Annotated in this window: 9 protein-coding genes; 5 read left to right on the top strand and 4 right to left on the bottom strand. The window is 36.6% G+C overall.

Annotation, left to right across the window (positions count from 1 at the left end):
- Window positions 1-72: 72 nt before the first annotated feature.
- The 3 genes from K7G79_RS09460 to dxs all read left to right on the top strand — a co-directional run bounded on the left by K7G79_RS09460 (window position 73) and on the right by dxs (window position 4,594).
- Window positions 73-1,419: a sigma-54 dependent transcriptional regulator gene (locus K7G79_RS09460; RefSeq protein WP_223551337.1), complete on the top strand. Its 1,347-nt coding sequence runs from the start codon at window positions 73-75 to the stop codon at window positions 1,417-1,419.
- Entirely contained in the window at window positions 1,409-2,776 is a 1,368-nt protein-coding gene (locus tag K7G79_RS09455) for a PAS domain-containing sensor histidine kinase (protein WP_223551336.1), read from the top strand. The genes K7G79_RS09460 and K7G79_RS09455 overlap by 11 nt, the downstream gene beginning before the upstream one ends.
- Before the next feature lie 63 nt (window positions 2,777-2,839).
- On the top strand, window positions 2,840-4,594 hold the full coding sequence (gene dxs / locus K7G79_RS09450; protein ID WP_223551335.1) for a 1-deoxy-D-xylulose-5-phosphate synthase: 1,755 nt from the start codon (window positions 2,840-2,842) through the stop codon (window positions 4,592-4,594).
- Window positions 4,595-4,612: 18 nt separating this feature from the next.
- Here the strand turns inward: dxs and K7G79_RS09445 are convergent, their stop codons facing one another.
- On the bottom strand, window positions 4,613-5,956 hold the full coding sequence (locus tag K7G79_RS09445; protein ID WP_223551334.1) for a deoxyguanosinetriphosphate triphosphohydrolase: 1,344 nt from the start codon (window positions 5,954-5,956) through the stop codon (window positions 4,613-4,615).
- Window positions 5,957-6,530: 574 nt separating this feature from the next.
- Between K7G79_RS09445 and K7G79_RS09440 the strand changes: the two genes are divergently transcribed.
- Entirely contained in the window at window positions 6,531-7,757 is a 1,227-nt protein-coding gene (locus tag K7G79_RS09440; protein ID WP_223551333.1) for a porin, read from the top strand.
- A 73-nt stretch (window positions 7,758-7,830) separates the two neighbouring features.
- Window positions 7,831-10,140: an inorganic phosphate transporter gene (locus K7G79_RS09435; RefSeq protein ID WP_223551332.1), complete on the top strand. Its 2,310-nt coding sequence runs from the start codon at window positions 7,831-7,833 to the stop codon at window positions 10,138-10,140.
- 65 nt (window positions 10,141-10,205) lie between these two features.
- Here the strand turns inward: K7G79_RS09435 and K7G79_RS09430 are convergent, their stop codons facing one another.
- The 3 genes from K7G79_RS09430 to K7G79_RS09420 form a co-directional block, all read right to left on the bottom strand.
- Window positions 10,206-11,972: a Na/Pi cotransporter family protein gene (locus K7G79_RS09430; protein ID WP_223551331.1), complete on the bottom strand. Its 1,767-nt coding sequence runs from the start codon at window positions 11,970-11,972 to the stop codon at window positions 10,206-10,208.
- 13 nt (window positions 11,973-11,985) lie between these two features.
- Entirely contained in the window at window positions 11,986-12,510 is a 525-nt protein-coding gene (locus tag K7G79_RS09425; RefSeq protein ID WP_223551330.1) for an RDD family protein, read from the bottom strand.
- A gap of 110 nt (window positions 12,511-12,620) precedes the next feature.
- A complete protein-coding gene (locus K7G79_RS09420) occupies window positions 12,621-15,110 on the bottom strand; it encodes a ribonucleoside-diphosphate reductase subunit alpha (RefSeq protein ID WP_223551329.1) in 2,490 nt (829 codons plus the stop codon).
- Between the last annotated feature and the right edge of the window lie 85 nt (window positions 15,111-15,195).

Here is a 15,195-nt window from a genome sequence, read left to right as displayed (position 1 = left end):
CACTTTCTAATCTTAAAAATTTTCTGCATTAAATTCCTTCTAAGCATGGCAATAAAATTGTAATATTGTGTTATGCTACTAAAAAATGCAACTATATTAGTTGTTGATGATGATAAGGATGTGCTAACAGCTATACGGATTCTGCTTAAATCCTTGGTTAAAGACATAGTTGTTGAACAATATCCAGATAACATTCTGCCCTTACTTAAGCAACAAAACTTCGATCTCGTTATTTTAGACATGAACTTTAACAGTGTGGTAAATACGGGCAACGAAGGCATCTATTGGCTCAATAAAATTAAAAATGCCAACAACGATCTAAATGTGATTTTAATAACGGCGTTTGGTGATATGGATTTAGCCATTAGATCGCTTAAGGAAGGTGCTTCCGACTTTTTGGTAAAACCATGGCAAAACGATAAATTAATACAATCCATAAAAGAAGTAATTGCCCAAAAAAGGACCAAAAAAGCAAAGAAATGGCTGCCCCAAGTAGATGGTGTTAAACTTTTGGGTGAAAGTGAACCTATGGAACATGTGTTCCATAAACTTAAAAAGGTGGCACCTACCGATGCCAATGTACTTATTTTAGGCGAAAACGGTACGGGAAAGGACCTCATTGCCAAAGCCATTCATGATCATTCCCTACGAAAGGACAAGCCTTTTGTTAAAGTGGATGTTGGCGCATTAACAGCTTCGTTATTTGAAAGTGAATTATTTGGTTATAAAAAAGGGGCTTTTACCGATGCCCGAATGGATAGGGTTGGCCGATTTGAAGCTGCTAACGGAGGCACTTTGTTTTTAGATGAAATAGGAAATATAAGCCTGCAGCAACAGGCACGCTTGTTAACAGCCTTGCAAAACAGATGCATTACACCTTTAGGTTCCAATACTGAAATGCCTATTGACATTCGATTGATTTGCGCCACCAATGTAACTTTGGAACATTTAGCAGATGAAACAAAGTTTAGAAAAGACCTTATCTATCGTATCAATACCGTTGAAGTTGTTATTCCGCCCCTAAGGGATAGGGGCAAGGACATTACTTTATTGGCCAAACATTTTATTGAACGCTACAGCGAAAAGTATTTTAAGCCCAACATCACGGCCACCTACAGTTTTTTTAAAAAATTAAAAACTTATAGGTTTCCCGGTAACGTTAGGGAATTGCAATATGCTTTGGAGCGTGCCGTTATCATGGTTGAACACGATACGCTTAGTGAAACCGATTTGGTGTTTTCACCCATTGAAAAATACACTAATAAAACGGAAGCCAATGCCCTAAAACTAGAAACGATTGAAAAAAACACCATTCTAAAAGTTATTGAAAAACACAACGGCAATATTTCAAAATCTGCCAAGGAATTGGGTATAACGCGCGCTGCACTCTACAGAAGACTTGATAAATATGGCTTATAGAAAATACAAATGGGGTCTTATTTTTCGGGTTGGCATGCTTTTGATTTGGCTTTCGGGGTTGGCGTTCGCCATAAACCAACTACTGCTTATAAAACCCAATCTATCCCTTGCCATTATAATTGTAGCACTCATTTTAGTCTTAATTATCTATAGCATTAAAAACCTATTAAACTACACCACCAAGCGGTTTTATGAAATGGATGATTTTTTTGAATCGACCAAATACAAGGATTTTTCCAGATGGTATCCAGAACAAAAAGGCGCAGAAGATATTAGAACCCTGCACAAAGGTTTTAACGCGGTCAACAAAACCATTATCACCCTAAATAAAGAAAAGGAAGCGCAACACCTTTACCTTAAAAAAATACTGGAGCTTATTGATACGGGCATCATAGCTTTTAACGTACAATCTGGAGCGGTTTTGTGGGTCAATGATGCTTTTAAAAACATCTTAAATCTACCGTCTTTTAAGTCTGTTCAATTTGTTGAAAAAAGACATCCCGATTTATTTCATACGGTATTTACGTCCCATCATAATAAAAATTCGAACATTGACATTTCCGTAAATAGTGAGACTCTTAAAATATTGATTTCATCTGCGGTTTTTCATATAAAAGAAGAGCAATTTAAATTGGTAGTACTTCAAAATATAGACGATACCTTGAACAGAACCGAATCGGAAGCTTGGAAAAAATTGTTGAGCGTGATGACCCATGAGATTATGAATTCTATTGCGCCCATTTCATCTTTGGCCGACACGCTTCAAAGTAAAGTACAATCATCCTTAAAAGATTCTTCCGAAGTCATAAATATGAACGATCTGGATGCCGGCATAGAAAGTATTAAAAAGCGAAGCGAAGGCCTATTACGATTTGCCAAAACCTACCGAAGTCTTAATAAAGTCACCACATTAAACCTTAGTAGTGTTTTGGTAAATGATTTATTTGAAAATATAAAATTGTTGATGCAATCGTCTTTAGAAAGCAAAAACATTGAGTTGCAATTTAAGAGTAACACCCCTGATTTACAAATAGAAATAGACCGCTATTTAATTGAGCAAGTGTTAATAAACCTTATTCTAAACGGCGTAGAGGCCTGTAAAAACAGTCTTGACCCGAAAATTACGGTCACTGCCGAAAAAAACATCAACGGTCACAGTGTTATAAAAGTTACCGATAACGGCAGTGGCATCCCCGAAAACATCATAGATAATGTGTTTGTGCCATTTTTTAGCACCAAAAAAAAAGGCAGTGGTGTTGGCCTAAGCCTTTCCAAACAAATCATGCTATTGCACAATGGGAAAATTCAAATTAGGAGCAAGGAACGTAAAGGAACTAGTGTGCAGTTGGTGTTTTAGTTTAAATATTATTGATGTTAATTATCTTGATTTACAAACAATAAATTCCCGTATTTTTGCCTCGTGCAAAATAAATTGTTACATACCATAAATTCCCCAAAAGACTTACGGCTTTTGACGCAAGAAGATTTATCGCAATTGGCTCAAGACCTACGTGAGTTTATCATCAGTATTGTGGCCACTAAAGAAGGGCATCTAGGTGCCAGTTTGGGTGTTGTGGAACTTACCATTGCATTGCACTACGTGTTTAATACGCCCGAAGATTTACTTATTTGGGATGTGGGACACCAAGCTTACGGTCATAAACTGTTAACTGGACGACGGGAACAATTTCATACCAACCGACAATTGGACGGCTTAAGCGGATTCCCAAAACGTGAGGAAAGCGCATACGATACCTTTGGTGTAGGGCATGCCTCTACATCCATATCAGCAGCTTTGGGGATGGCCATCGCCTCACAATTAAAAGGGGATGACAAACACCATATCGCCGTTATTGGCGATGCCAGTATTGCCAGTGGCATGGCTTTTGAAGGCCTAAACCATGCCGGGGTAACAGATGCCAATCTGTTGGTAATTTTAAACGACAATGCCATAGGAATAGACCCTAGTGTTGGCGCCCTAAAACAATATTTAACCAATGTTAAAAAAGGCACGCAAAAACAGGAAAATATTTTTGAGGCTTTAAATTTTAACTATTCTGGTCCTATAGATGGTCATGATTTAAATGCCCTAATTACTGAGCTGCAACGTTTAAAAACCGTAAAAGGCCCCAAATTCCTGCATGTTATCACGACAAAAGGAAAAGGCTTAAGACAAGCCGAAAAAGATCAGGTAAGATATCATGCGCCAGGAAAGTTCAATGCCATTACCGGAGAGTTAAATCCGAAATCAAACGCTGAACTTCCCCCAAAATATCAAGATGTTTTCGGGCATACTATTGTTGAACTAGCCAAAGCAAACAAAAACATTGTAGGCATTACACCCGCTATGCCAACGGGAAGTTCCTTAAAATACATGATGGCCGAAATCCCCGATCGAGCGTTTGATGTGGGCATAGCTGAACAGCATGCCGTCACATTAGCAGCGGGCATGGCCTCCCAAGGTTTAGTCCCTTTTTGTAATATCTATTCTACCTTTTTACAACGTGCTTACGATCAGGTAATCCATGATGTGGCCTTACAAAAACTTCCTGTTGTTTTCTGCTTAGACCGGGCAGGATTGGTTGGCGAAGATGGCGCAACACACCATGGCACTTTTGATTTGGCCTTTTTAAGATGCATTCCTAACCTCATCTTTTTTGCACCTAGAAATGAGATCGAGTTACGTAACATCATGTACACCTCACAATTAGGGTTAGATTTACCGATAGCCATTCGCTATCCGCGTGGCAGAGGTGTTACCTTGGATTGGAAACAACCGTTTTCTAAGATTGAAATTGGCAAAGGCATTCAACTAAAGAAAGGTAACAAAGTGGCTGTTTTAAGTATAGGCAGCATTGCCAAAAATGTTACTGAAGCTATTCAAAGTTTGGATTTCTCGCACTATGATATGCGTTTTGCAAAACCATTGGATGAGACATTATTACATTATATTTTTAACACTTACGAATCCATTGTTACAGTGGAGGATGGCACAATTAAAGGTGGTTTTGGTAGTGGGGTTTTGGAATTTGCTTCAGAACACAACTACACAAACCTAATCAAACTTTTAGGTATTCCAGATGTATTCATAGAACATGGTAATGTAGATGAATTGCAAAGTACAATTGGTCTCGATGCTGAAAGCCTACAAAATTATTTTAAGGGTTTAGTTTAAAAAAATAGTCAAAAAAGGTTAACCAATATTAATCCCTCTAATTTTGTTAAACAACATAATTGCATAACTATCGGACATGTTAGACACAAAACTGCAAACCGACAGTAACCTAATATACAAGGAACTATTAATAGCCTTAAAATTTTCTGGCAAAAGATGCATGATCAATTTATCGTAATTAGATGCTTTATTATCATGTGTATTATTAATTGCAGTTGTAAACACCTTCAATAAATCAGACAGCACCCTGTATCCCGCAATTTCTTTTTCTACAACATCCTTACTTTGATAAACTTTTTCGACACTTATCTTTATAATATCCCTTATTTGTGCTTCATAGGTACTTTTATCAAGTAAGGCACAATCGAATTTACCACTTAAAATGGCTTCTTCGTTAGACATAAATATTTCTACGGCTTCGTTGATTAGTGTACCTATAGCTAATGCCCTTAAGTAACCAACACGATCTTTTTTTGTGGAAAGCGCATAATAATTCTCCGGCCTTATGGTATTTCTAATGATTTTCGACAGGTATTCCAATGCAAATTCCTCTTGAATCAGCCCCAAATTAATACCATCTTCAAAATCTATAATGGTATAGCAGATATCATCGGCAGCTTCAACCAAATAGGTTAAAGGATGGCGTGAATAACTAAAGTCATTTTGACTGCGTTGCAACAATCCCAATTCGTTAACTACATCAGCAAAAATCTCTTTTTCACTTTGAAAAACTCCATATTTTTTATCGGCAATATGGTTTGTTGGCTTTTTGGGAAGCGACTCCTTCGGGTATTTCATGAAAGCCCCCAAGGTCGCATAACTCAATCGCAAACCACCATACCGTCCAGCCTTACTTTCTGTTAATATTTTAAATCCGTTGGCATTGCCTTCAAAATCACATAAATCTTGATATTCTTTGGGCGTTAATTGTTTTTGAAACGCCTTTCCCTCACCATTCTTAAAAAACTCACCAATAGCTTTTTCTCCAGAATGACCAAATGGCGGATTACCAATATCGTGAGCTAAGGCAGCAGCAGCAACAATAGCTCCAAAGTCGTTGGCTTTATATCCATGAATGTTTTTTAAATGCGGATGCTTTTCAATTAATTTTTGTCCTACCTTACGCCCTAATGAACGCCCTACCACACTAACTTCCAAGCTGTGTGTTAAACGAGTATGGACAAAATCTGTTTTAGATAGTGGTATAACCTGTGTTTTATCTTGTAAACTCCTAAATTCCGAAGAAAAAATGATGCGATCGTAATCCACTTCAAAACCTAATCGGGTTTCATCCTGCTCTTTTCTTATACGTTTATTAGTATCGCCAAAGCGCTTTAAGGATAATAACTGCTCCCAGTTCATAGTATAAATTTATGTTTGGGCAATATAAATAAATTCAACAAAAAAGCGAGCTCAAACTTGTTAACATTAGCGTAACATTTTAATCACTGTTCTTTAAAGTTAACTTAACATAAAACTTATATAAAGCCTGTTTATTTGCATTATCATTTTAGAGCGAACTAATGAGACCCTTTTTAATACTTCTAACTTTCTTTTTTACAGCCTTATGTTTTTCTCAAAACTCAGGTTCTATTAGTGGTGTTTTATTAGATTCAGAATCTGTTAACGAACCTCTATCATTTGCGAAAGTTTAATTAAAAGGAACTACAAAAGGAACCTCTTCCGATTTTGATGTCTATATAACTTTGAAAACCTATATCCTGGAACCTATATTTTACCGTTTAGTTATCTGGGTTGTCAAATCCAAGAAATAAGAGCTAAAGTGAATACAGAAAAAGCAACTGAAATTGATATTGCTATGGCTGTCAATGCCGCCAAGGCAGTCTTTTTTTTGTCATAAAGCTTAACGATTAGGAAACATTTAGTTAACATTGGTTGCTGTTCTTTGCAGCGACAAAAACTAAAATTAAACTTTATGAATACTAAATGTACCCTATTAGGTATTTTTATCCTTGCATTTACATCAATAAAAGCACAAGAAATCAGTGATACTTCTTTTGGAAAAGGACTCATTAACTTTACTGCAAAAGACAGCTCTTTTAGTGTAAAATTTGCACCACGCTTTCAAGTGAGATCCATTTCCTCTTGGGATTATGATGGTGATCAATATGGAAGCCCTGAGCACAACTTTATTGTAAGACGCGCTCGTTTGAAATTTGATGGTTTTGCTTATAGTCCTAAACTAAAATATAAAATAGAACTAGGCCTATCTAACCGTGATATTTCAGGCGCCAATCAATTTAATAGAAATACGCCACGTTACATCTTGGATGCGGTACTCATGTGGAACTTTGCAGGAAATTGGGAACTTTGGGCAGGACAAACCAAGTTACCCGGAAATGTGGAACGTGTGGTATCTTCTGCAAACCTACAATTGGTAGATCGTTCCTTGTTAAATAGCCGCTTTAATATTGATCGTGATCTAGGGATTCAATTACGTCATAAAACCAGTTTAGGCGGTGATTTTTTAATGCGTGAAAAATTTGCCATCTCCCAAGGCGAAGGTAGAAATGTGACTGAAGGTAACGAAGGTGGCTTGCAGTATACTGGTCGTTTGGAGTTTTTACCTTTTGGTGAGTTTAAATCCAAAGGCGATTATAGTCAGTCTGATTTAAAACGCGAAGAAAAACCAAAACTTATGGCTGGTTTTACCTATAACTATAACCAAGATGCCGTTAGGGAACGTGGCTTTGCTGGCAGCTATATGTTTAGAAGTGATGAAACCTTATATGAAACTGACCAAACTACTGTATTTGTAGATGCTATGTTTAAGTACAAAGGGTTCTCTTTTATGGGAGAATTTGCCAATAGAACAGCAGATGAAGCTTTAGCAACAGATGTAGATGGCATCACCCTTACAGAAGACTTTGTATTAACTGGTAATGCATTAAACCTACAAGCTGGCTATTTATTTAAAAGTAATTACGAAATAGCTGGAAGGTTTACTACTGTTGACTATGATTCGGTTACAATTAATTCAAGCTCTATTAATGAGACTATGCCTAGAAAACAATACACTTTAGGTGTTAATAAGTTTATTGTTGGTCACAAACTAAAGGTACAATCAGATATTAGCTATACTACTGTTGATGGAAATAAAGATAACATTACTTTTAGGTTAGGATTTGATATCCATTTTTAAAAAAAATAACAATTAGATAACAATATAATTAATAATAGTCATGATATTTGCTGATATTTTACAATTAAACCCAATGGATAATATCTATTTGTACATGATCATAGCCTTAGCCATTTTAGCAATTGCTGATTTGGTTGTAGGTGTGAGTAACGATGCGGTAAACTTTTTAAATTCCGCAATTGGTTCTAAAGCCATTTCATTTAGAACTATAATGATTGTAGCCAGTTTGGGCGTTGCAATTGGAGCCGTGTTTTCAAGCGGTATGATGGAAGTGGCAAGAAAGGGTATTTTTAACCCTGGTGAATTTATGTTTGATGAAATCATGATTATCTTCATGGCCGTTATGATAACCGATATCTTGTTACTGGATTTTTTCAATTCAGTAGGGATGCCTACTTCAACCACCGTTTCCATTGTATTTGAATTGCTTGGTGCTGCAGTAGCTGTTGCATTAATTAAAATTGGCCATGACGGAGGTAGTTTTAGTGATGTTATCAGTTATATTAATACCTCTAAAGCTTCGCAAATTATATTTGGTATACTGCTCTCGGTTCTGGTGGCATTTACTGTAGGTGCCATTATACAGTGGTTTTCAAGATTACTTCTATCATACAATATTGAAAATAAAGCACATTGGGTAGGGGCTTTATTTGGTGGTATAGCCTTAACCTCTATCACGTATTTCATTTTTATGAAAGGTTTAAAAGGGACATCTTATGCCAGCCAGTCCTTCGATATTTTAGGTGGTATGACAATGAAAGACTTTTTAGAAGCCCAAGTCCTTTCTATTGTATTGATAAGTTCGGTGTTTTGGTCTATTTTATCATATGCTCTAATCGCCTTTTTTAAGACAAATATTTACAAATTAATCATAATTGTAGGTACCTTTGCATTAGCTTTAGCGTTTGCGGGCAACGATTTGGTTAACTTTATTGGAGTGCCTGTAGCAGCATACAATGCCTTTTTGGCGTGGTCTGCTGAGGGTGTTGCCGCATCGGCTTTTCCTATGGATGTTCTTGCTGAAAAAGTACCTACAAATAACTGGTTGCTTTTTGGTGCAGGTATGATAATGGTATTAACATTATGGTTTTCATCTAAAGCAAAAGCCGTAGTAAAAACGTCCTTGGATTTATCCAGTCAAGGTGAAACTAAAGAACGTTTTCAACCTAACACACTATCTCGGGGCTTTGTTAGATCCGCTATGTTAATGTCTCAAATGTATTCCTACATGTTACCTGAATCTTGGAAAACTAAAATCGACAAGCAATTTGAAGCTCCTATTATTAAAATTTCCAAAGACAAAAAATACGAACTTCCTGCATTCGATTTAGTACGAGCTGCCGTTAATTTAATGGTTGCTGCCGTATTAATATCTGTTGCCACATCTTATAAATTACCATTATCTACAACTTATGTAACCTTTATGGTTGCTATGGGTACATCTTTAGCAGATAGAGCCTGGGGACCAGAAAGTGCAGTGTATAGAGTTGCAGGGGTAATAAATGTAATTGGGGGTTGGTTTTTTACTGCTATTAGTGCCTTCTCTGCGGCTGCATTGGTTGCTTATCTCTTGAATTTAAATTTGAGTGTTATGTTTCCCCTATTACTGGTAGTTGCATTTACATTACTAATAAGAAGTACTATTGTACATAACAAAAAATCTAAAGAAATTAGAGCTGAAGATAGTTTAATTAAAGCTGAAAGTAGTTCTATACAAGGTGTTATACATGAAAGTGCAAATAACATTGCTAACGTAGTAAAACGTGGCAACAAAATTTACACTAATGCCATAAACGGTCTTGCCAAGCAAGATTTGGCTATGCTTAAAAAGAACAAAAAACAAATTCTAAAACTATCGAATGAAGTAGACGAGTTACGCGATAACATCTTTTATTTTATCAAGAATTTAGATGAGTCCAGTGTTGGGGCCAGTAATTTTTATATACATATCTTAGGCTATCTACAGGATATGGTGCAGTCTTTGGAATACATTGTAAAAGAGAGCCATAAGCACGTAAACAATAACCATAAGAAACTAAAATTCACCCAAATTAAGGAGCTAAAAGAAGTTGATGAACGTTTTGAGCGCTTGTTCAACAATACTAAAAATGCTTTTGAATCCAGATCTTTTGAAGAGATAGGAGCCATTTTAAGTCGTAAGGAAGAAATAACCTCTTTAGTAAGTAGTAAGATCCAAAAACAGGTAGAACGTACCCGTACCGAAGAGTCTAGTCCAAAAAACACTACACTTTATTTTGGCTTGTTATTAGAAACGAAAGATTTACTTAAAGCAACTATGAGCCTTATGGAGGAATACCATAATGCCCATGACGCTTCAGTTAAACCTGCTAAATTAACTCCAGAAAACAAGGAACAGGAGTAAAATAATTTTTATACTATCTATTAGAAAGCACCTAAAAAGGTGCTTTCTTCTTTTATTATTATAACTTAATCGCCACCATTATCCTCAAACAAGCTATCCTTTTTACCGTAAAGCAATTCCGCAACTTCAATTAGTTTTTTAATCATGTCGTTTACATTGGCGTAATCGTTAAATAAGGATGAAGCCATTTCGGCTGTGATTAAGTTTTTACGAATGAGTTTATCAATGGATTTATTACTGTGTTTAATATTGGCTTTCGCCTCTTTTTTTAAATCTTTAAGTTTACCCTCGTACACTTTAGCATCCTCTTCCTTTCTAAACAAATAAATAACTCGTAGTACCTTGACCAACTTTTTTCTATAGCTATCATATTCCTTGTTCAAATAGTCATTACCCTTACTCAAAGCATAGGTTATATTTTTATTTAACTCACGGGCATCTTTAATGGTTTCAACCATTTTTCGGTTAGCAATCTTTATATCTGTTATGGCTTTGTTTTGCTTATTATTAAGCGTTAAAGTACTTTGTGCAGTGGTAGCGTATGCTATTATTTCACTATATATGGATTTTACCTTGGTATAATAAAGGTCTTCAACATTGGTATGAAAATCAGTTTGTGAGTCCTGTATGACGGTTTTTAATTTCTTGTCTGATTTCACATCTTCCCTGTGAATATTTAGTGCATGGGTAACAATTTCAAAAACACTGTTTTGGTATAAAAACTTAGACTCCTTAACTAAAGCAGAGATAACGGCACCCGGAAATTGTAATACAGCTGGGTTTAAATATTTTGGCTCATCAATATCCTTATCGCTCCTTTCTTTATAAAATCGCAATAATATACGCTCCAGTTTTTTAATAAAGGGAATCATCAAAATAACCCCAACAATATTAAATATGGTGTGGAACAACGCTAGTTTTAATGTATAATTTGTGTTAGCAATATGTAAAAAATCCGACGCATTATTAACTAGTTTTGCCAAAGGGTAAATAAATACAATAGCCACCAATCCCGTAACCATATTAAATATAAAATGGGCTAAGGCCAAACGCTTCCCGGCACTATTTGAGCCAATAGCTCCTAATACCGCTGTTATGGTTGTACCTACATTAGCCCCAATGGCCAACGCCAAGGCATTCTCGTATTCTATTTGCCCTGCAGCCAATGCTGTTAAAATTAAGGCTAAAGTGGCACTACTGGACTGTAAAATTGTGGTAATGACAATACCCAATCCGGTGTATACAACAACTCCAAAAAAACCTGGTACGGCATATTGTGACAAATCGATGTATTCCTTAAACACATCGAATCCTTCCTTCATATAATGGATTCCCAAGAAAAAGAAGCCCAAACCTGCTAGAACATTACCAATGCCTTTAAGCGAAACTTTCTTTTGGAATGAAAAAATAATTCCGAAGATCAGCATGGGTAATGCTAATGCAGAAATTTTAACTTTAAGCCCGAAACCTGCTACCAACCAAGCTGTTGCTGTTGTACCAATGTTCGCACCAAAAATCAATCCCAAACCTCCAGCCAAAGAAATTAACCCCGCACTAATAAAAGAAATAGTGATAACTGAAACCAAAGAACTGGACTGTATTAAAGCCGTAACCATAGCCCCAGTTGTAATGCTCTTATAGAGCTTGTTGGTTGCCGATTTTAAAATGTTTTGCAAGGGGCCTTTGGTAAATACCTTAAAGCCCTCTTCCAACATAATCATACCAAACAATAAAATGGCAACACCTGCCGAAATGGTTTTAAAATTCGGGTTATGATAGAGTAGAATTCCTAATAAAATTAAAAGGAAGTAAAATAATAATCTTTTAATCATAACACCCATTGAATCAAATATTTAAGGAAACTCCTATTTGATCCAATTCACTATGTGTTTTTTTCTTGGCTTCAAGCCTGGAAATATCAACCACATATGTTTTCGATAATGTATCGTGCCAACCCCTAGCTTCAGCTCCTAAAAAAGAAAGTGCTTCAAAAGGAATTAACCTACATAAGCTTCTTAAAATAATATCAGACGCCTTTGGTTTTGATCCATCTTCCATGACCACGACTGTTTTTGTTACATACTTTCCTATAGTCTTTCCTTTAAGTAAAATTTCAGAAATCATATAAAAAACGGCAAATATTATGCTCGTTATCAATCTGTCCATGAGATCACCTTTGTTTTCTAACTCATATAAAAATTTATCAAAAGCCGTTGTATCTGTAAAAAAAGAATAAACAATCATTCCTGCAAGAAAGCTTAAACCTAATATTAGGGCATAAAATACTATTTTGTCAATGATAAAATTGGCAAATCTATTCCCCCTCGATGCATATAAATCTGGCATAACTGTAAATTCTTGGTTCGACATATTAATCATTTTAAATTTTATAAATATAGTATTAATTATAAACAAAAGCATCCCGCCATGTCGGGATGCTTTTGTTTAACACTTTAAAACTTTTTTGTTCATGTTTAGATTTAAGACCCACACATAAGGCAATCATCGCCTTGACCAGCTTTAGCTTGAGCTATAAGCGCTTTCATTTCTTCTGCACTCATTGGCTCTACCTCTACCTGCTGTGTGCTTTGCTTTGCAAATTTAGCGGCATTTTGTGCGGCTAACTTCTTTTTATTAGCTTCTTCTTGCTCTACTGAAACCGTTTTCAACTCAACAACTTCTGCCGTTGGTTCTTCTTTTTTGGTAGTCTGTAAGGTAAACTTAATGGCGTCAACAGCACTCTTGGTCCTTAAGTAATACATACCCGTTTTTAAGCCACTCTTCCATGCATAAAAATGCATTGAGGTAAGCTTTGCCATGGTCGCACCTTCCATAAAGAGGTTAAGCGATTGTGACTGGTCTATAAAATAGCCGCGTTGACGGGACATATCGATAATATCCTTCATGCTTAATTCCCAAACTGTTCTGTACAGCTCTTTAATGTCCTGAGGAATAACATCAATGTTTTGTATGGACCCGTTGGCCCTCATAATATCCTGTTTTAAACTTTCATTCCAAAGGCCTAATTCTACAAGATCTTCCAACAGGTGTTTATTCACCACAATAAATTCACCTGATAATACACGACGGGTATAAATGTTTGACGTATAAGGCTCGAAACATTCATTATTACCTAATATTTGCGAAGTTGATGCTGTTGGCATTGGTGCAACTAACAAGGAGTTACGTACGCCATGTTTAAGTACCTGCTTGCGTAATTTTGCCCAATCCCAATTGCCACTCAATTCTTCATCCTTTAAGCCCCAAAGATTGTGTTGGAATTCACCCTTGTTTATAGGAGACCCTTTATAGGTTTGATAAGGTCCATCTGCTTTAGCTTCTTCCATACTGGCCGTTACTGCAGCATAGTAAAGCGTTTCAAAAATATCCTGATTCAATTGCTTGGCTTCATCACTTGTAAAAGGTAAACGTAATTGAATAAAGGTATCGGCCAAACCTTGTACCCCTAAACCTATAGGACGGTGGCGCATGTTGGAGTTTTTAGCTTCTGGTACCGGGTAATAGTTCCTGTCTATTACCCTATTTAAGTTTTTAGTAACACGCTTTGTAATACGGAACAGTTCTTTATGGTCGAACTCACCATTTTTTACAAACATAGGCAAGGCTATAGATGCTAAGTTACAAACGGCCACCTCATCTGGTGATGTATATTCCAAGATCTCGGTGCATAAGTTGGAAGAACGAATGGTTCCCAAATTTTTCTGATTGGATTTACGGTTCGCAGAATCCTTATATAACATGTACGGTGTGCCAGTTTCTATTTGGGATTCCAAAATCTTTTCCCAAAGTTCACGGGCCTTAACGGTCTTTCTTCCCAAACCTTCGGCTTCATACTTGGTGTAGAGGGCTTCAAATTCTTCACTATGGGTTTCAGGTAGACCAGGACATTCATTAGGGCACATAAGGGTCCAATGGCCATCTTCCTGTACACGTTTCATAAACAAATCTGGAATCCACATGGCGTAGAACAAATCGCGTGCGCGCATTTCCTCTTTTCCATGGTTTTTCTTCAATTCTAGAAAATCAAAAATATCGGCATGCCAAGGTTCTATGTAAACCGCAAAGCTACCTTTACGCTTACCGCCACCTTGATCTACATAACGTGCCGTATCATTAAACACACGAAGCATAGGTACAATACCGTTACTGGTGCCGTTGGTCCCTGCGATATAACTCCCTGTAGCGCGTATATTATGCATTGCCAAACCAATTCCTCCTGCAGATTGCGAGATTTTAGCTGTTTGTTTTAATGTATCATATATGCCATCTATACTATCTTCCTTCATAGTCAATAAGAAACATGACGACATTTGAGGTTTTGGTGTACCAGAGTTGAACAGTGTTGGTGTAGCGTGTGTAAAATATTTTTTAGACATCAGTTCATACGTCTCTATCGCTGATTCAATATCATCCAAATGAATGCCAACCGAAACACGCATAAGCATGTGTTGTGGGCGTTCTGCTATTTTCCCATTAAGCTTCAATAAATAAGAACGCTCCAAGGTTTTAAAACCAAAATAGTCGTAACCAAAGTCACGATTATAAATAATAGTAGAGTCCAAACGGTCTTTATGTTCCATTATGACGTTATAAACCTCATCGGAAAGTAAAGGAGCATCCTTACCTGTTCTAGGATTTACATAAGTATAGAGGTCGTGCATAACCTCGCTAAAGGTCTTCTTCGTGTTTTTATGTAGGTTAGAAACCGATATACGTGCTGCCAAACGCGCATAATCGGGGTGGGCCGTTGTCATAGTCGCTGCTATCTCTGCCGCCAAATTATCCAATTCACTTGTCGTTACACCATCGTACAAGCCTTCAATTACCCGCATGGTAACACGTAATGGATCGACCAATTCGTTTAATCCATAGCACAATTTTCTCACCCTAGCGGTGATCTTGTCGAACATGACCTGTTCTTTTCTTCCGTCTCTTTTTACTACATACATTTTTTACACGTTTTTTAGGTTTTCCTGATACACCTTCAGAAAAATGGTTAGTTAGTTGTTCTCATTTTGAAACTAAGGGTTAATT

This window comes from Aestuariivivens sp. NBU2969, from assembly GCF_019931125.1.
Taxonomy (GTDB): Bacteria; Bacteroidota; Bacteroidia; order Flavobacteriales; family Flavobacteriaceae; genus Aestuariivivens; species Aestuariivivens marinum.
The sequence above is the reverse complement of the archived record's forward strand: the minus strand, read 5'-3'. Positions and strand labels throughout refer to the sequence as shown.

Excerpts from the sequence above, each read along its gene's own strand:
- K7G79_RS09460 (WP_223551337.1), top strand. The coding sequence starts at position 73 with ATGCTACTAAAAAATGCAACTATATTAGTTGTTGATGATGATAAGGAT.
- K7G79_RS09455 (WP_223551336.1), top strand. The coding sequence starts at position 1,409 with ATGGCTTATAGAAAATACAAATGGGGTCTTATTTTTCGGGTTGGCATG.
- K7G79_RS09445 (WP_223551334.1), bottom strand. The coding sequence starts at position 5,956 with ATGAACTGGGAGCAGTTATTATCCTTAAAGCGCTTTGGCGATACTAAT.
- K7G79_RS09440 (WP_223551333.1), top strand. The coding sequence starts at position 6,531 with ATGAATACTAAATGTACCCTATTAGGTATTTTTATCCTTGCATTTACA.
- K7G79_RS09435 (WP_223551332.1), top strand. The coding sequence starts at position 7,831 with ATGGATAATATCTATTTGTACATGATCATAGCCTTAGCCATTTTAGCA.
- K7G79_RS09430 (WP_223551331.1), bottom strand. The coding sequence starts at position 11,972 with ATGATTAAAAGATTATTATTTTACTTCCTTTTAATTTTATTAGGAATT.
- K7G79_RS09425 (WP_223551330.1), bottom strand. The coding sequence starts at position 12,510 with ATGTCGAACCAAGAATTTACAGTTATGCCAGATTTATATGCATCGAGG.
- K7G79_RS09420 (WP_223551329.1), bottom strand. The coding sequence starts at position 15,110 with ATGTATGTAGTAAAAAGAGACGGAAGAAAAGAACAGGTCATGTTCGAC.